The 16,651-nt window shown below is 67.5% G+C and carries 14 protein-coding genes and 2 pseudogenes; 11 read left to right on the top strand and 5 right to left on the bottom strand.

What is annotated here, in order from left to right:
- The first annotated feature begins 17 nt into the window (after window positions 1–17).
- The 11 genes and pseudogenes from QTI68_RS29120 to prpB all read left to right on the top strand — a co-directional run bounded on the left by QTI68_RS29120 (window position 18) and on the right by prpB (window position 11,642).
- Window positions 18–935, top strand: a complete 918-nt coding sequence (locus QTI68_RS29120) for a branched-chain amino acid ABC transporter permease (RefSeq protein ID WP_286526641.1) — start codon at window positions 18–20, stop codon at window positions 933–935.
- Between the two features lie 28 nt (window positions 936–963).
- A complete protein-coding gene (locus QTI68_RS29115; RefSeq protein ID WP_286526640.1) occupies window positions 964–1,818 on the top strand; it encodes a branched-chain amino acid ABC transporter permease in 855 nt (284 codons plus the stop codon).
- 12 nt (window positions 1,819–1,830) lie between these two features.
- Window positions 1,831–2,616, top strand: coding sequence for an ABC transporter ATP-binding protein (locus QTI68_RS29110; protein ID WP_286526639.1), 786 nt, complete (start codon window positions 1,831–1,833; stop codon window positions 2,614–2,616).
- A 72-nt stretch (window positions 2,617–2,688) separates the two neighbouring features.
- Window positions 2,689–3,312: pseudogene (locus QTI68_RS29105) on the top strand (ABC transporter ATP-binding protein); the annotation flags it as partial.
- Complete coding sequence (locus QTI68_RS29100; protein WP_286526637.1) at window positions 3,297–4,709, top strand: MmgE/PrpD family protein; 1,413 nt, start codon at window positions 3,297–3,299, stop codon at window positions 4,707–4,709. The pseudogene QTI68_RS29105 and the gene QTI68_RS29100, both read left to right, overlap by 16 nt.
- Before the next feature lie 23 nt (window positions 4,710–4,732).
- The gene (locus QTI68_RS29095) at window positions 4,733–6,151 is read left to right on the top strand and encodes an FAD-dependent oxidoreductase (protein WP_286526636.1); all 1,419 of its coding nucleotides are present in this window, start codon (window positions 4,733–4,735) and stop codon (window positions 6,149–6,151) included.
- A gap of 12 nt (window positions 6,152–6,163) precedes the next feature.
- A complete protein-coding gene (locus tag QTI68_RS29090; protein WP_286526634.1) occupies window positions 6,164–7,552 on the top strand; it encodes an MmgE/PrpD family protein in 1,389 nt (462 codons plus the stop codon).
- A 9-nt stretch (window positions 7,553–7,561) separates the two neighbouring features.
- Window positions 7,562–8,620, top strand: a complete 1,059-nt coding sequence (locus QTI68_RS29085; RefSeq protein ID WP_286526633.1) for a CobW family GTP-binding protein — start codon at window positions 7,562–7,564, stop codon at window positions 8,618–8,620.
- A complete protein-coding gene (locus QTI68_RS29080; RefSeq protein ID WP_286526632.1) occupies window positions 8,617–10,005 on the top strand; it encodes a dihydroorotase in 1,389 nt (462 codons plus the stop codon). The genes QTI68_RS29085 and QTI68_RS29080 overlap by 4 nt, the downstream gene beginning before the upstream one ends.
- 40 nt (window positions 10,006–10,045) lie before the next feature.
- A complete protein-coding gene (locus tag QTI68_RS29075) occupies window positions 10,046–10,723 on the top strand; it encodes an isochorismatase family protein (protein ID WP_286526631.1) in 678 nt (225 codons plus the stop codon).
- Window positions 10,724–10,745: 22 nt separating this feature from the next.
- On the top strand, window positions 10,746–11,642 hold the full coding sequence (gene prpB / locus QTI68_RS29070; RefSeq protein ID WP_286526630.1) for a methylisocitrate lyase: 897 nt from the start codon (window positions 10,746–10,748) through the stop codon (window positions 11,640–11,642).
- Between the two features lie 486 nt (window positions 11,643–12,128).
- Here prpB and QTI68_RS29065 read toward each other — a convergent pair.
- The 5 genes and pseudogenes from QTI68_RS29065 to QTI68_RS29045 all read right to left on the bottom strand — a co-directional run.
- A pseudogene (locus tag QTI68_RS29065) lies at window positions 12,129–12,308 on the bottom strand (integrase core domain-containing protein); the annotation flags it as partial.
- A 158-nt stretch (window positions 12,309–12,466) separates the two neighbouring features.
- Window positions 12,467–13,168, bottom strand: a complete 702-nt coding sequence (locus QTI68_RS29060) for a TetR/AcrR family transcriptional regulator (protein WP_286526629.1) — start codon at window positions 13,166–13,168, stop codon at window positions 12,467–12,469.
- Window positions 13,169–13,223: 55 nt separating this feature from the next.
- Window positions 13,224–14,210 (bottom strand): Bug family tripartite tricarboxylate transporter substrate binding protein, encoded by a 987-nt coding sequence (locus tag QTI68_RS29055; RefSeq protein WP_286526628.1) that lies wholly within the window; start codon window positions 14,208–14,210, stop codon window positions 13,224–13,226.
- Window positions 14,211–14,235: 25 nt separating this feature from the next.
- Window positions 14,236–15,258 carry a cyclase family protein gene (locus QTI68_RS29050; protein ID WP_286526626.1) on the bottom strand — a complete coding sequence of 341 codons (1,023 nt, stop codon included), beginning with the start codon at window positions 15,256–15,258 and terminating at the stop codon, window positions 14,236–14,238.
- A 102-nt stretch (window positions 15,259–15,360) separates the two neighbouring features.
- Window positions 15,361–16,629, bottom strand: coding sequence for an acetyl-CoA hydrolase/transferase family protein (locus QTI68_RS29045; RefSeq protein WP_286526625.1), 1,269 nt, complete (start codon window positions 16,627–16,629; stop codon window positions 15,361–15,363).
- Window positions 16,630–16,651 lie beyond the last annotated feature (22 nt).

Genomic DNA, 16,651 nt, shown 5'->3' with positions numbered 1-16,651 from the left:
CAAGGACTCCTCTCTCCATGGTCGACATCCATACGCTGCTCCAGATCTTCTGGACCGGTATTTCCACCGCCACCTACGGCGTGCTGCTGGCCGCCGCGTTCTCGCTGGTGCTGAAGGTGGTCAAGGTCTGGAACTTCGCGCAGGCCGGCATGATGGGCATCGCGTACTACACGATGTACCTGGCGATCCAGCGCTTCGGCTTGCCTGCGCCGGTGGGCATCGCCGCCGGACTGGCAGTGACCATCGCCGCCGCCCTGGCGATGGAGGTCTACGGCCTGCAGACTTTCCGGCGCCGTCATTCGCCATCGCTCACGTACTTCATCTTCACGCTGGTGGTGTCGGAGTTCGTGCAGTACATGCTGGCCATGCTGTTCGGTACCGAGCCGGTGTCGCTGGCCGCCACGCTGATGTCGGAATCGACGCTCGTCGGCGGCATCATGGTGAGCCGCTGGGATCTCACGGCGCTGTGCACTACTGCCGTGCTGATGGCCGCGCTCTACGTGCTGCTGAAGAAGACGCGGCATGGCAAGTTCATGGTGGCGGTATCCGACAACCCGCACCTCTCGCGGCTCTACGGCATCAACGTCCGGCCCATCTACGCGCTGACTTTCGTCGTCGCGTCGGTGCTGGTCTGCGCCGCGATGTACTTGTTCGGCACCCGCGCATCGATGGTGCCCAACACACCGCTCGAGATGATGCTGTTCGCCGTGATCGCCGCCTTGCTCGGCGGCATGGGCAACGTGTTCGGCGCAGCCTGGGCGGCGCTCTTCCTCGCCCTGCTGCGCGCGTTCAGCATCCTGGTCATCCCCTCCGCGTGGCAGGGCCTGATCCTCTACGCGCTGCTGTTCATCACGATCCTGCTGTTCCCCAACGGCGTGAAGCTGCGCTTGCCGCGGCGAGCGGCACCCGCTGTCGCAACGGTCGCCAGCGCCTGAGGCGCGCCCCGCACACACGGACTCCCCCATGGAATATGTCATCTCGCTGCTGGTACTGATCGGCCTCTACGTCATCCTCAGCAGCAGCTTCAACCTGATCATCGGCTTCGGCGGGCTGGTCAGCATCGCGCATCCGATCTTCTTCGCGCTGGGTGCCTATACGGTCGGCGTGCTCAGCGTGCAGTTCGAGCTCCACCCGGTGCTGTCGGTCGCTGCAGGCGGCGCGGTGGCATTGCTGGCGTCGTTCATGCTGTCGCTGCCATCGCTGCGCATCTCGGGCGACTACCTGCTCATCACCAGCATCGGCTTCCAGCTGGGGCTCATCGAGATCATCAAGAACCTCGATTTCCTCGGCGGTGCCAGCGGCCTGAGCGGCATTCCGAACATCGTGGAGGCGCATCGCAGCGCAGTGTTCGCCGCGGTGGCGCTGGCGCTCGCGGTGGCCAGCGTGCTCCTGGTGCGCTGGCTGGTGCGCGGACCCTATGGCCGCGCGATCCAGGCGATGCGCGACGACGAACTGGCTTTCTCTGCGCTGGGCCGCAACGCGATGAACATCAAGATGACGCTCTTTGCGCTCGGCTCGGGCATGGCCGGCGTGGCCGGCGGCATCTATGCCTACTACTACCAGTACCTCACGCCGGACCAGTTCCAGATCCTGCAGTCGGCCATGATCCTCACGATGGTGGTGGTCGGCGGCATGGGCTCCGTCTATGGGCCGGTGGTGGGCGCAGTGCTGCTGATCGTGCTGCCCGAGGCGATCACCTTCCTGAACCTGCCGTCCGAGATCATGGGCCCGCTGCAGGGCGTGATCTTCACGCTGCTCGTCATCGTCTTCCTGTTCCTGCGGCCGCAGGGGCTGGTCGCGCCGGCGCGCACGCGCTGAAGGAGGCACGCCATGACGAAGACCGTGCTCTCCCTGAAGAATGTCTGCAAGAAGTTCGGCGGCGTGGTCGTGGCCGATCGGATCGACCTCGACCTGCACGCCGGCGAGGTCATGGGCCTGATCGGCCCCAACGGCGCCGGCAAGACCACGCTGTTCAATCTGATCTCGGGCGTGGTCATGCCGGATGCCGGCGAGATCGCCCTCGGCGGCCAGGTGCTGCAATCGCTGCCGCTCTACCGCCGTGCGCGGCTGGGCGTGGCGAGAACCTGGCAGCACATGCGGCTGTTCAGTTCGATGTCGGTGCTTGAGAACATGCTGGTCGGCACCTCGCACTACCCGGGGGAATCGCTGCTGCGCCTGGTCTTTGCCGGCCGCTCGGTGCACCAGGCCGAGCGCGCAGCCCGCGAGCATGCGATGGGCATCCTGGCACGCATGGGCATGGAGTCGCTGGCCGGGACCAGCGTCAACGACATCACCTTCGGCCAGCAGAAGCTGGTCGGGTTGGCCCGTGCGCTGATGAGCAACGGCCCCTGCCTGCTGCTCGACGAGCCGATGGGCGGCGTCGAAGGCAGCGCCTACGAAACCATGCGGAGCATCGTGCGCGAAGAGGCCCAGGCCGGCCGTGCGGTGTGCGTGGTGGAGCACAACGTGTCGTTCATCCGCGACCTGTGCAGCAGCGCCGTGTTCATGGTGCAGGGCCGCATCCTGGAGCGCGGCGATGTCGGCACCCTGCTGGAAAGCAAGGCCCTGGCGGAACTCTACTTCGGCAAGCAATCCGCGCAGCCCCACAGCACCTGAACGACACCCACCATGCTGCAACTACAAGGCATCAACGCCCACTTCGGGAAGCTGCACGTGCTGCACGACTTCTCGCTCACCATCGCCGAAGGCGAAAGGGTCGGCATCTTCGGCCACAACGGCGCCGGCAAGACCACCCTGCTGCGCGCCTGCGTCGGCGATCTCGAGGAATGCTCCGGCAGCGTGCGCTATCGAGAGCATGCCGTCGTCAGCGGCGAAGTGCATCGCAACGTGGGCTTCGGCATGGGCTTCGTCCCGCAGGGCCACAACGTGTTCCGCGACCTGACAGTGGCCGAGAACCTCGAGATTGCCGGCCTTCGCCATGACCAGGCTGCGCTGTCGGAAGTGCACGCGGTGTTTCCGCTGCTGCTGGAACGCAGCCAGCAGATCGCCAGTTCGCTCAGCGGCGGGCAACAGCAGATGCTGGCGCTCGGCATGGCCTTGATGACCCGGCCGTCGATCCTGCTCCTGGACGAACCGACCATCGGCCTGGCGCCGGTGATCGTGCGCGATGTGCTGCGCAGCGTGACCCAGATCAACCGCACCCGGGGCACGACGCTGGTGATCGTCGAACAGAACGTGCAGGCCACGCTCGAGAACGTCGATCGCGCCGTGGTCATCAAATCCGGCCGCATCATCTTCGACGGACCCAGCAGCGAGCTGCTCGCACAGGAGAATCTGTGGGAACTGTTCTGAACGGCGATCCCGGCGCGGCCTTCGAGACCTTCCTGCGCTGGGCCGCAGACGTCGAATGGCGCGATCTCGAAGCCAGCGCGCGCCAACGCACGGTGCTCGTGCTGGCCGACGACATGGCCGCGGCCTTCAGTGCCGTCCGCGAGCCGCAAGTGGCACTGGCCCAGGCTCGCCTGCGGGCTGCCGCCGTCGGTGGTGGAGCGGCGTCGCTGCTGAGCGCTGGCCGGCCGCGCGTCTCGGTGATGCAGGCCGCCATGGGCAACGGCCTGGCGATGGGATGGAACGAACTCGACGAGGGATACCGCAAGGCGGTCTGCCATGCCGGCCTCTATGTGCTGCCCGCCCTGCTGGCGGTGGGCGAGGCAGAGAACGCGTCGCTGCAGGACTTGCTGCGTGCGCTGGCACTGGGCTACGAGACGGCCACTCGGGTGGCGCGCACCTGGCGCTTTCCGTCGCTCAAGATCCATCCGCACGCCTTGCTGGCGCCCGTCGGCGCGGCCGCGGGCGTGGGCTTCCTGCGCCGCCTGCCGGCGGAAGAACTCCTGTCGGCCGTCGCGGGCGCGGCGACGCTGGGCATGGCGGGGCCGTTCAATCACGCGCTGAAGGGCGTGCTCGCGCGCAACACCTGGGCGCCGCAGGCAGCGATGGCCGGGCTGAATGCCCTGGAGTGGGCGCATTGCGGCATCGGCGGTTCGGAGACGAGCCCGCACGATGTCTACGCCGTGGCCCTGGGCGCCAACGCTGACCTGTCGGTGCTCGCGCCGCATGCGGACGAAGGCTGGGCTGTCGAGTCGGGCTATCACAAGATGAATGCCTGCTGCCAGTACACGCATTCCGCCATCGAGGCGGTCCAGTCGCTGTTGCAGCGCGAGGCTGGCCTGGTTGGCGGCGCGCAGGTGCTGGACATCGAGATCGAGGCCCATCCCCTGGCCTTTGCGCTCGACGACCGCCACCCCACGACCACGCTCGGTGCGAAGTTCTCCCTGCCGCATGCCGCAGCCGCTGCGCTGGTGCATGGCGACGGCGGCGTTGCCTCGTTCGACGCCGCATCGCTAGACGACCCGCGCATTTCGCGCTTGCGCGAGGCGACGCGGCTGATTCCTTTCGAGGGTGTGCGCGCCTGGCCCGAAGACAGGCCGGCGCGCATCACCCTGACCACGAATGACGGCAGCCGCCTGGCTGCCGAGTGCTGGAGCGCGCGAGGTGGCCCCGACCGGCCGTTCCTCGACACCGAGCTCTGGGACAAGCTGGCGACGTTGAGCCGGCCCTATGCACCGGCCTTCGCCGCCACCCTGCGTCGCGCCGCGGATGCCGCAGCCGGCGCTGCGGACACCGCCGCACTGTCACGCCCCTGGCGCGAATGGCTGGACGATATCTTCGCCGACTCGCCTGCGGCATGAAACCGATCGATAGAGGACAACCGATGACTGAAGCTTTGGTACAGCCGGCCGGCGATACGCCGCAGTGGGACATGGAAGTCGACGTGCTGGTGATCGGCGCCGGCGCTTGCGGCATGGCCGCGGCGATCGCAGCCCACGATGCAGGCGCGCAGGTCGCCATCGTCGAGAAGCGCGATCGACCGGGCGGCAATTCGTCGCTCAGCACCGGCTCGGTGCCCGGCGCGGGAAGCCGCTTCCAGCACGAGGCCGGCATCGTCGATTCGGCCGAGGTGATGGTCGCCGACCTGCAGCGCATCGCAGGCGAAGGCGAGCTGCCCGGGTTGACCCTGCGCATGGCCCGCATCTCTGCCGAACTCTGCGAGTGGCTGGTCGACAAGGTCGGCGCGCGCATGGCGCTGATTACCGACTACTGCCACGTCGGCCACACCATTCCACGGTTGCATGCGCCGGTCTCCCGGCGCGGGCAGGACCTGGTCGACGACCTGGTCGCCGCAGTGGAGCGGCGCGACATTCCGCTGGCCGTGAACAACCCGGTGCAGGTGCTCTACCTGGGCCGTGACGGCGCGGTGGTGGGTGGCGGCATCGGCGGCCCGGGCGTCGAGCCCTCGCGCATCGGCGCACGCAGCGTGATCCTGGCGTCCAACGGCTTCGCCGCCAATCGCGCACTGGTCGCCGAGTACTGCGGCGAGATCGCGGGAGCCGAATACTTCGGCGCACTGGGCAGCGAGGGCGAGGCTGTGCTCTGGGCGCGGCAACTCGGCGCGCGTCTGGCCAACATGCAGGCCTACCAGGGCTATGCGGCCGTGGCCTATCCGCATGGCTCCCTGCTCTCGTGGACCACCATCGAAAAAGGGGGCCTGCTGATCAACGCACGCGGCGAGCGCTTCGGCAACGAGGACCTGGGCTACTCGGCCTATGCGCGCCACGTGCTGGCGCAGGATACGAACGTCTACGCCGTATTCGACGAGCGCATCATGACGCTGGCATCGAAAGAAGACGAGTTCCGCGAACTGGTCGAATACGGTGGCCTCAAGAAGGCCGATTCCGCGGCCGAACTCGCCGCCTGCTTCCAGTTGCCGGCCGACGCATTGCAAGCCACGCTGCTGGCCTTCAATGCCGCGGCGGCCGGCCAGGCCCCCGACGCCCAGGGCCGCACGCGCTTCGGCATGGCGCCGCTCACCGGCCGGCTCTGGATCTGTCGTGTCACGCCGGGCCTGTTCCACACGCAGGGCGGACTTGCGGTCGACGACGAGGGCCGCGTGCTGCGCGAGGACGGCACGACGATCGCCGGTCTGTTCGCAGGCGGTGGCGCGGCGGCCGGCATCAGTGGCCGCGCGGGCGCGGGCGGCTATGCCTCGGGCAATGGACTGCTCACCGCCATCGGGCTCGGCTACCTGGCCGGACAGGCCGCCGCCGTTGCGCGCGCGGACGCCGAGGCCTGAATGAGTGACGGCATGACGCCCGCAGCCCTTTCGCTCTCGGCCCGGTTGGCGCAGTTCACCCACGAACTTCGGCCGACGGCGGTGCCGGAGCCCATCCGGCACCTGGCCAGGCTGCACATCGCCGACGCGCTGGGCGTCGGTCTCGGCGCTGCGTCGGTGGCCGCGCAGCGCCGCTTGCTGACCCGCCTGCGCACGGAGGCCGGCGCTGCGGGCGCGGCCACCGTGCTGGGCTTTTCCACAGGCGCACCGGCACCGGTGGCGGCGCTTCTCAACGGCATGTCGATCCATTCGCTGGAATACGACGACACCCACATGGCGTCGATCGTGCACGGCAGCGCCGTGATCGTGCCGGCTGCACTGGCCGCGGCCGAGGCCCACGGCCTTTCGCTCGACGAGGTCGTGCGGTTGGTCGTGGCCGGCTGGGAAGTGCTGGTGCGCATCGGCGAGGCCAGCCCGGGTGGATTCCAGCGCCGGGGCTTCCAGGTCACATCGGTGGGCGGCGTGGTCGTGGCGGCCTTGCTGGGCGCGGTGGCGGGCGGAGCCGATATGGCCGAAACGGTAGCCGCCATGGGCATCGCCGGCAGCCAGGCCGGCGGCATCTTCGAGTTCCTCAGTAACGGCTCCAGCGTCAAGGCGCTCCATCCGGGCTGGGCGGCGCATGCGGGCCTCTGGGCTGCGGCCTGCGCACAAGGCGGCATGACGGGTCCGGCCACGGTGCTCGAAGGCCGCTTCGGCCTCTACAACACCTATGCCGACGACGGCGCGGCCGGCGCGCGTCTGGCGCTTGGCCTGGAGGACCTGGGCCGAAGCTGGAAGCTCGCGGACGCCGCCTTCAAGTTCTTCCCCTGCTGCCACTACATCCATCCCTTTCTCGAATGCGCGCAGCGGCTGCTCGCGCAGGTGCCGTCGCCCGCTGCCATCGCATCGGTGCATTGCCGGGTCGCGCCGGGCGCCGCAACCGTCATCTGCGATCCCTGGGACGCCAAGCAACGGCCGGCCAGCGGCAACGAGGCCAAGTACAGCCTGCCCTACTGCCTCTCGCGCATCCTGCTTGGCCGGCCCGTGGACATCGCCACGATGACATCAAGCAGCGTCGACGCCGAGGCACTGGCGCTGGCCGCACGAATCCATTGGTCGCCGCGCAGCGACAGCGGTTTTCCGGCCCGATTCGATGCCGACATGCGCATCGAGCTGGTCGACGGCACGGTCTTGCACCATGCCGTCGACCAGGTGTTCGGCAGTTCGGAGCGGCCCGCAGGCGATGAGGCGGTGCGCGCCAAGTTCGAGGCCAATGCCGGCACCGCGCTCGGGCCCGAAGCCCGCCGCGCCACATGGGACGCCGTATTGAACGGCGGCACGCTAGACGCGCTCCAGCAGGCGCTGCGCTCGATCGCGGAATAGGTTGCGCCCGTGACGCTCTCTCCTGCCACCCGCCGCATGCCGCTCGACCTGGTCACCGGCTTCCTGGGCAGCGGCAAGACGACACTGATCAACGCGGTGCTGCGCGATCCGGCGTTCGCCGGCGCGATGGTCATCGTCAACGAATTCGGCGAGGTCGGGCTTGACCATCTGCTGGTGTCGAGCGCCGACGACCAGGTCGTGTTGCTCGATTCGGGCTGCCTGTGCTGCGCCGCCTCGGGCACGCTGCGCGACACGCTGATCGATCTGTTCGCCCGACGCAGCAGCGGCCGCGTGGCGCCGTTCAATCGCGTGATCGTCGAGACCAGCGGGCTGGCCCACCCCGGCCCGCTGGTGGCATCGCTGCTCGGCGACTCGGCGCTCGTGCCGCGCTGCACGCTGTCGCAGGTGCTGACGCTGGTGGACGCACACAATGGCCCGCACACATTGGAACGCTACGCCGAAGCCCGCCGCCAAGTGGCATTCGCCGATCGCCTGGTGATCAGCAAGACCGACACCGCCGACTCGACGCAACGCGACCGACTGGCTTCGCAGCTCGCTGGCATCAACGCCCATGCGCCAGTCTCGCTCTGGCGGCAGGGCGAAGCGCCGGCGCCGTTGTTCGACGCCCCCGAGTCGACGCCACACGGGGCCGGCGCGGGCCCGGCTGCCTGGCTGCGCGGCCCGCTTCGCCCCCAGTACGCCGACGGCAGCGACGAGCCCGACACCCACGGCAGCGCCTTCCGCCAGATCACCACGCACGTGCTGCCGATCGACGAACCCATTGACTGGGAGCGCTATGCGCGCTGGACGCAGGCGCTGTCGGCGCGGCTGGGCCAGCGGTTGCTCCGCTGCAAGGGCCTGCTGGCGCTGGGCGACGGCAGCGCGCCGTGGGTGGTGCAGGGCGTGCAGGGCTACTTCGCGCCACCGGAGCGCCTGGTCGCGTGGCCGCCCGGCGGGCGCGCCGGCTTCCTGGTGTGCATCGGCGAATCCATCGGTCGTGCCGAGCTCGACGCCATCGTCGAGCGCGCACCTTCTTCCCCGTCGACTTTCGAAAGCAAATCGCCATGAGCCACAACTTCATCCTCCGCGGCGGCATCGTCGTCAGTGCCGAGCAAGATCCATCCCCTCTCGACCTGCTGGTGGAGGACGGCCGCATCGCTGCCCTGCTGGCCCCCGGCACCCCGGCTGCCGCAGGCGTCGCAGAGCGGCGCATCGATGGCCTGCACGTCTTCCCCGGCCTGATCGAGGCCCACATGCATTTCGGCTTCGGCGAGAAGGTCACCGAGTACGAGACCGAGACCGCGCACGCGGCGATCGGCGGCTTCACCACCGTGCTGGCCTACTTCCTCAACAACGAGGCCTATGGCGATGTCTACCGGCGCGAGCAGGGCTATGCGCGCCCGCGCGCCCACACCGACTACGGCTTCCACTTCAGTACTGCCTCCGAACTGCATGTGCAGGAGCTGCCTTCCTATGTGAAGGACTACGGCGTCACCTCCTTCAAGTACTTCATGAACTTCAAGGGTGAAGAAGGCCGCTACCTGGGCCTGGACGGCACCGACGACGGCTATTTCCACGCCTTGCTGCAGCAGGCGGCCGGCATCGGTGGCGTCACCGTGGTGTGCCACACTGAGAACATCGAGATCGTGAACCGCCTGCGCAACGCGCAGCTCGACCGCGGGCTGGACAACCTGCTGCAGTGGGAGGCGATCAAGCCGCCGATCACCGAGGCCGAGGCCTGCATCCGCGCCATGTTTCTCGCCGAACAGGCTGGCGCGACCATCTACATCCCGCACATGAGTTCCAAGCTGGGCCTGGACGAGGTCCGGCGCTGGCGCGCGCGCTACGAGCGCGTCTACGTCGAGACCTGCCCGCACTACCTGACCCACACCAGCGACATGGACCTGGGCGGGATGGGCAAGGCCAACCCGCCGTTTCGGAACGCGACCGAACGCGAAGCGCTGTGGGAAGGCCTTTTCGACGGCAGCATCGACGTCGTCGCCTCGGACCATTGCCCACGCAAGCGCGCGACCAAGGACAAATCGCTGTGGCTCGCATCGCAGGGCTTCCCGGGCACCGCCACGATCCTGCCGGTGCTGCTGCACGAGGGGCATCACAAGCGTGGCCTGCCGCTGCGTCGCATCTGCGAACTGGTGGCGGCCAACCCGGCGCGCATCTTCGGAATCGACGACCGCAAAGGTGCCCTGCGCCCCGGCATGGACGCAGACATCACGCTGGTCGACCTGAACCTGGAGCGCACCGTGCGCCACGAGGAGCTTCTGTCCTATTCGGACTACAGCATCTACGACGGCTGGACCTTCAAGGGCTGGGCGGTCGAGACCATCCTGCGCGGCAAGACCGTGATGCAGGACGGCAAGCTCACCGGAGCCCCAGGGGACGGCCAGTACCTCTTCAGGCACAACGACGGCAGCGTCGAACTGCAGGCGGCCTGAACAATCTCCCCCATTCGAATCAACCTCATCGGAGCACACCATGAACATCTGGGACGACGTCATCAGCGAGGACGAGCAGAAGGCCTATGCCGCCGCCGGCTTCGGTCGCCCGAGCGGCCTCGGCCAGCGGCCCGCGCTGCTCATCATCGACGTGCAATACCGCACCGTCGGCACCGAACGCAAGCCGTTCTACGAAGCGATCAAGGAGTTTCCCACCTCCTGCGGCGAGGTCGCCTGGGATGCGGTCTCGGCACTCGTGCCACTGATCCAGGTCTTTCGCGACCGCGGATGGCCCGTCATGTACCCCCACGTGGCGCCCAAGCAGGCCTACGATGGCGGCCGCCTGGCGGAGAAGGTGCCCGCGATCATGGGCGTCTCGGCCAAGGGCTATGAATTCGTCGCCGAGATCGCACCGCAACCGGGCGACGTCCTGATCCCGAAGAAGCACCCCAGCGCCTTCTTTGGCACCGCCATGTGCAGCCATCTGATCGACAAGCAGATCGACACCGTGATCGTCGTCGGCTGCAGCACCAGCGGCTGTGTGCGCGGCACGGCGGTCGATGCCTTCTCGCTGAACTTCAAGGTCGCGATTCCGCAGGAATGCGTGTACGACCGCAGCATCACCTCGCACAAGGTCAACCTGTTCGACCTCGGCCAGAAGTATGCCGACGTGCTGCCCACCGCCGACCTGATCGCCAGGCTCCAGGCGATCGCCTGACCCCTTCACGGACATCCACACCATGACCGCTCCCCTCTCCCCCGGCCAGCGCTTCCGTCTGGCCCTGCAGCAGGAACAGCCGCTGCAGATCGTCGGCGCCACCACCGCCAACCATGCGCTGCTTGCGCAACGCGCGGGCTACAAGGCCATCTACCTGTCTGGCGGCGGCGTCGCGGCCGGGTCGCTCGGCTTGCCCGACCTGGGCATCAACACATTGGACGATGTGCTCACCGACGTTCGCCGCATCACCGACGTGTGCGATGTGCCCTTGCTGGTCGACATCGACACCGGCTTCGGCCCGAGCGCCTTCAACATCGCGCGCACCGTCAAGAGCCTGGTCAAGTTCGGCGCGGCCGCCTGCCACATCGAGGATCAGGCCGGCGCCAAGCGCTGCGGACACAGGCCGGGCAAGGAGATCGTCACGACCCAGGAGATGATCGACCGCATCAAGGCCGCCGTCGACGCCCGCACCGATGTCGGCTTCTACCTGATTGCGCGCACCGACGCGATCGCTTCCGAAGGCGTCGATGCTGCACTGGAGCGTGCCGCCCGTTTCGTCGAGGCCGGCGCCGATGCCGTCTTCGCGGAGGCCGCCTATGACCTCGACACCTACCGCCGCTTCACGTCCACCCTTCGCGTCCCGGTGCTCGCCAACATCACGGAGTTCGGCCAGACGCCGCTGTTCACCGTCGACGAGCTCGCCGGCGCCGGCGTCGGCATGGTGCTGTATCCGCTGAGCGCTTTTCGCGCTGCGAACCGGGCGGCAGAAGCGGTCTATGCAACGATCCGTCGGGATGGTTCACAACAGGCGGTCCTCGACAGCATGCAGACGCGCGCGGAACTCTACGAGAGCATCAACTACCACGCGTTTGAAGAAAGGCTCGACGCGCTTTTCAGCCGGAGAGAGCGAAGTGAATGAACCTCCCCTCTGTCCGTCGCCAAGCAGGCCGACTCTGGCCGCCACGCGCCCTGAACTCGAGACCCAAGCGATGGGGCTCGGCGCTTCAGATGGCGCGCCGAGAATTCGAAGGCGCGAAATTGTGGTCAGCCCCTTGCCTGGCCTCATCGCGACCGTTTCCAAAGATGACATCGATGTGGACGACTCCATGCCAATCGGCTACTGGTTGACTCTCGCGATACTCGTTGCTCTCTTGGTCGCGGCCAGCTTGAGATCCTCTTGACATCGGCCCGCAGCTTTGAGCGCGCCCGAACCGGGATAGATCGGCACTCGAGTGGCCCGTGCAGAGGCGTTCGCGCCAGATCCCCGCGCAGACGCCAACGCCGGTGCGCGTCCTGAGTTGACTCGACGACGACAACTCGAAGGAGTCCGAAATTCCTTGGGAAAGTTGGCCAGCGCCGAGACGCCTGCCGACAGCGCACGGATTTCTCGCCCTTGTAGGGGTAGGGTCATGGGCGCCTGATGGTTGAGGGCTGGGTGTGGCCGATGCCAGGTGTAGTGATGGATGAAGGGCTGCAGCGCGGCCTCGCGTTAAGCTGAATTCTCGTAAGGTCTGGCGTAGGCCCACTCGCGCAGGCTGGTCTGCACGAAGCGTTCAGCTTTGCCATTTGCCGTCGGGGTGTAGGGCCCGACCCAATTCATGACGCGCGACTCCATCGGCGACCTGTCGGCGTTCAGGGCGGTCGCGCGAGCGTAGCTTCACGCGTGCGGCCCTGGCGGTGGGAGGGCAATCGGGGCACATTTACCCGGATACCGGCCATGAACAACCTGCTGAAACTCAACACCTAGGCCTCGTCCGCCAGGAGTGGAAGACCCCGCACCGCCGGGTGCTGCGGATCGAGCAGCAAGCTGCGCACTGCACAGCCTGCGAGCACGCGTGCGATTCCGTCGATCTCATCGGGACCCTGGAGCCGGCGCTGGCTGTACCAAACCGTGGCCCAGTTCATCGCCCCGAAGAAGGGCTTGGTCAGGAGCTTCGGCGGCAAGTCCACCACCAGGCCGTCGCGGATGCACTGGTCGATCACCTCGACGAACAGCGCTTCGTAGTCGTCGCGCATGCGGATCACCGAACGCAGCCGCTTCGCCGCCTCGCCGCTGAGCAGATGCCGTTCCAGGCCTTGCACCGCAACCTTCTGCATCGGCAGGTCGGTCAGCAGGATCTGCGTATGGCGCAGGGCCATGGCAGCGAGCCGTTCCACCGCCGCCTGCTTGCCGACCGCGATCGGCTTGATGCACTCCATCAGCTTCGTCATGGCCGCCATCTGGACGTCGAAGAACAGATCGGCCTTGCTGCGGTAGTAGTGATAGATGAGGCCCTTGGTGGCGCCGAGCGACTCGGCCACCGCATCGATCGAAGTGGCAGCGTAGCCGAACTGCATGAAGAGCTCGGCAGCCGCGCGCAGGATCTCCGCGCGCGAATCCGCCTTGGAAGGCTCCGTCTGTACGCCGTTCGCCGACGAGGTGGGGTTATCGCTTTTGCTGCTCATTTGGAGATGAAGGATAGCGCGTATGCCGCGCCGTTCCTCGCCGCTGCACGGGCCCTCACTCGGATTTGATGTTCAGACGCTTGATGAGGTCTCCCCATTGCCTGCTTTGCTGTGCGGTCAGTTCCCGCAGTTCAGCGGGCGTGCCCGATTTCGACTCGTTGCCGATCTTCTGCATCGCGTCCTGGAAGGATGTCGATGTGGTGATCTTGTTCAGGGCCGCATTCAGCGTGTCCACCACCGGCTTCGGCGTGCCGGCCGGCGCGAACACGGCATACCAGGTCTCGCCGACGATCGAGGGATAGCCGAGCTCCTTGAATGTCGGCACATCGGGCATCGTCTGCTGGCGCTTGTCGCTCAGCACCGCCAGCGCGCGGTACTTCCCGGCGTTCACGTTCGGCAGGGCACTGGTCAGCGCCTCGACGTTCGAATCGACCACGCCGGCGAGCATGTCTACCGTCGCGGGCGCCGCGCCCCTGTAGTGGATCTGGGTCATCTTGACGTCGGTGCCGTTGGCTATCACCTCACCGAGCAAGTGGACCATGCTGCCCTGCCCGTTGGTCGCATTGTTGATCTTGCCCGGATTGGCCTTTCCGTAGGCCACGAACTCGCTCAGGGTCTTCGCGGGAAAGTCCTTCTTCACGACGAAGGCGAACGGCACGGCGCAGACCGGCGCGACCGGTTCGAAGTCGGTCAGCTTGTATTGCAGGCTGTCATTGAGGTGCGGAATCACCGTGAAGGTCGTGCCCGCCGACAGCAGCAGCGTGTAGCCGTCCTTGGGTGCCCGTGCCACCGCCATGGCGCCGATGGCGGTGGCGGCGCCTGCCTTGTTGTCCGCGACGAAGCTCTGCCCCAGCTCCTCCTGCAGCCGCTTGGCGAGCAGACGGCCGACGACGTCGCTGGTGCCGCCCGCGGGATAGGGGATCACGAGCGTGACGGCGCGGTTGGGCCAATCGCCCGCATCAGCCGCGAGCGCCAGTGGCAGCGGCAGGACCGCCGCCAGCGCCAGGGCCGTGAGTGCTTTGAGATGGATTCGCTTGATCATGGGACTTGTCTCTTCAGGTCGATGGTCAGACAGTGGCGACCGGCGTCGCGGGGGAACCCACCGCGCCGGGCAGGCGCAGCGGAGGCGCCGTCATCAGGAAGCTCGAGCGCTCGTTCGCCCGGAGCCATTGCGCGAGCTCGGCGAAATACCACAGTTCGCCGAGGTTAAGGCCCAGCTTGAAAAGGCAATGCGCATGCAGCGGCAAGGCGGGGTAGTGCTCGCCTTCCGCGGGACGCGCGGGGTAGGCCTCCACCGCGAAGTTGTCGGCGCAGATCGCCACGATGCCGGAGTCGGTGATCCACTGCAGCAGCTTCTCGTCGCGGCCGTCGAGCACCGCGCAGGACTTCGCGAGCACGTCGCCGTCCGGATCTTTCTTCATTTCAAGGATCAGGTCGGCGAAGCCGGTGTAGAGGCAGAGGAAGTCTCCTGGCAGAACCGTGGCCTTCTGCGCATCCAGCGCCTTCATCAGGCCGTCGTAGCCGACCAGAGCCCGCTCGCGGCCGTGCAGGCGCTCGAGGTCCACCAGCACGCCGCGGCCCTGCACGCCCGCGGTCGCCAAGCGCTCGATGCCGATCGCCTTGGCGCCGTGGCCGCCGGTGGCGTCGTCCGGCCCCACGATCTCGACGCCGCCGCGAAAGCCGTTGTAGTAAACCTTTTCGGGCAGGCCGTCGCCGTTCGCGTCGAACATCTGGCCCACGTGGCCGAGCCCGTCCCATTGGGTTGAATACTGGGTGTAGAGCATCACCGCGTCATCGGAAATGACGTCCGTGAAGCAGCCGCAAAGGCTTGACAGCCTGAAGTTGTAGTTGTGTCCTTCGCCGCGGCGCTCGTGAAAGAACTTCGGCTCCTTGCGGTGCGCGAAGAGCTTGTTGCCGCCCGGATAGTCCAGCGGCAGGCTGAGGCAGAAAGTCAGGCCGTGCTCGACTTCGCGGATGGCCTTGAGTCGCCGCTCGGGCGTCAGCAGATTCATGCGGCCGATCTGATCGTTCGGGCCGAAATCACCCCAGTTGGAACCGGGAGGACGCTGCTTCCAGCGAGGATTTTCCATTTGCTTTGCTCCTTTGTCTTGGGTTGGCGCCTCGCGGCGCCTGTTTGCGAAGGGCCGCCGCCGCTCGCCGCAAGGGCGAGGTGGACGACAGGCTCGGTCAATCTATTGCCATGCCTCCCGCCCGATCGATTGCGCCAGGGCCTCCCGATGGCCCGGGTGGGCCACCGCAAGCAGCGCTGCGGCACGGGCTTCGAGATTCCCCGAGTGCAGCGACGCGATACCGTATTCGGTCACCACGTAGTCAACCTGATCCGACTCGAGCGTGATCGTGTCGCCCAGTCGCGGGACGATACTGCTGACCCCGCTCCTGCCCGCGGTCGAGCGCAGCGCGAGGATGCTGGTGCCACCTCTGGCGCGGCGCGCACCGGTGGCGAAGTCCGGCAGGCCGCCCGGCAGCGCGATGCGGCGTCCACCCGCGGTCTCCGCGTTGGCCCTGCCGTTCAGGTCCACCTGGAGTACCGAGTTGATGGCGCAGAGGCCGTCGATGCCGGCCAGCGTCGATGCCGCATGGGTTGCCGAGCATGGGTGGAACTCGATCGCGGGGTTGCGGTGCAGGAAGTCGTAGAAGGCCTGCGTGCCGCCCGCCATCGTGGCGATGCTCACGCCCGCATTCGTGCGCTTGGTGCTGTTGTCGAGCGCGCCGCTTTCGATCAGGGGTCGCACTGCGTCCGTGACGATGCCGCTGTGCAGGCCCAGATGCCGAAGATGCCCCAGGCTTCCGAGCACGCGATCCGGCAGCGAGCCGATACCCACCTGCAGCACCGCGCCATCGCGCACCAGGCTCGCGACGTTGTGCGCGATCTGCGCATCGACCGCATCGGCCGCCGCCGGGGCCATCTCTTCCGGCAGATCGGTGGCATCGACGAACCAGTCGATCGAGGACACGGGCAGCAGCGTGTCGCCGCAGGTGCGCGGCATGCGCGGATTGATCTCGGCAACGATCACCGGCCGCTGCGCGAGCACGGCGCGCATGTAGTCGACCGACACGCCCAGCGAAACCTGACCGGTCTCGTCGGGCGGGCTCACCTGCAGCATCAGCAGGTCCGCACGCCACTCGCCACACTCGAAGAGTCCGGGAATGGCCGAGAGCGGGTGGCGCAGCGCGCGGGCGCGGCCGGCGTCGAGTGCGGCGCGAAGGCCCTTGCCTGGGAAGAAGGTGCAGAGCTCGAGGTGCTCCGCCGGCGCCGGCTCCGCGTACGGCGCCTGTCCCATCGGCATCATGGCGACCACGCGCACGCGCCGCATGGCGGCGGCATGCTGCGCCAGCGTGCGCGCCAGGCCGCGCGGCTCGGCAAAGCCGCTGTGCAGCACCAGGGTCGAGTCCGCCAGCAGGCCGGCCAGCAGGGCGCCGGGATCCTTCAGCTGCTTCATGCGCCCACTGCCGCCCACGAGC

Origin of the sequence: Variovorax sp. J31P207 (assembly GCF_030316965.1) — a bacterium.
Taxonomy (GTDB): Bacteria; Pseudomonadota; Gammaproteobacteria; order Burkholderiales; family Burkholderiaceae_C; genus Variovorax; species Variovorax ginsengisoli_B.
This window is presented reverse-complemented; position numbering and strand designations above follow the sequence as displayed.

Bases quoted from the DNA above. Each gene is read 5' to 3' on its own strand.
- QTI68_RS29120 (WP_286526641.1), top strand. From the start codon at position 18: ATGGTCGACATCCATACGCTGCTCCAGATCTTCTGGACCGGTATTTCC.
- QTI68_RS29115 (WP_286526640.1), top strand. From the start codon at position 964: ATGGAATATGTCATCTCGCTGCTGGTACTGATCGGCCTCTACGTCATC.
- QTI68_RS29110 (WP_286526639.1), top strand. From the start codon at position 1,831: ATGACGAAGACCGTGCTCTCCCTGAAGAATGTCTGCAAGAAGTTCGGC.
- QTI68_RS29095 (WP_286526636.1), top strand. From the start codon at position 4,733: ATGACTGAAGCTTTGGTACAGCCGGCCGGCGATACGCCGCAGTGGGAC.
- QTI68_RS29090 (WP_286526634.1), top strand. From the start codon at position 6,164: ATGACGCCCGCAGCCCTTTCGCTCTCGGCCCGGTTGGCGCAGTTCACC.
- QTI68_RS29080 (WP_286526632.1), top strand. From the start codon at position 8,617: ATGAGCCACAACTTCATCCTCCGCGGCGGCATCGTCGTCAGTGCCGAG.
- QTI68_RS29075 (WP_286526631.1), top strand. From the start codon at position 10,046: ATGAACATCTGGGACGACGTCATCAGCGAGGACGAGCAGAAGGCCTAT.
- prpB (WP_286526630.1), top strand. From the start codon at position 10,746: ATGACCGCTCCCCTCTCCCCCGGCCAGCGCTTCCGTCTGGCCCTGCAG.
- QTI68_RS29060 (WP_286526629.1), bottom strand. From the start codon at position 13,168: ATGAGCAGCAAAAGCGATAACCCCACCTCGTCGGCGAACGGCGTACAG.
- QTI68_RS29055 (WP_286526628.1), bottom strand. From the start codon at position 14,210: ATGATCAAGCGAATCCATCTCAAAGCACTCACGGCCCTGGCGCTGGCG.
- QTI68_RS29050 (WP_286526626.1), bottom strand. From the start codon at position 15,258: ATGGAAAATCCTCGCTGGAAGCAGCGTCCTCCCGGTTCCAACTGGGGT.
- QTI68_RS29045 (WP_286526625.1), bottom strand. From the start codon at position 16,629: ATGAAGCAGCTGAAGGATCCCGGCGCCCTGCTGGCCGGCCTGCTGGCG.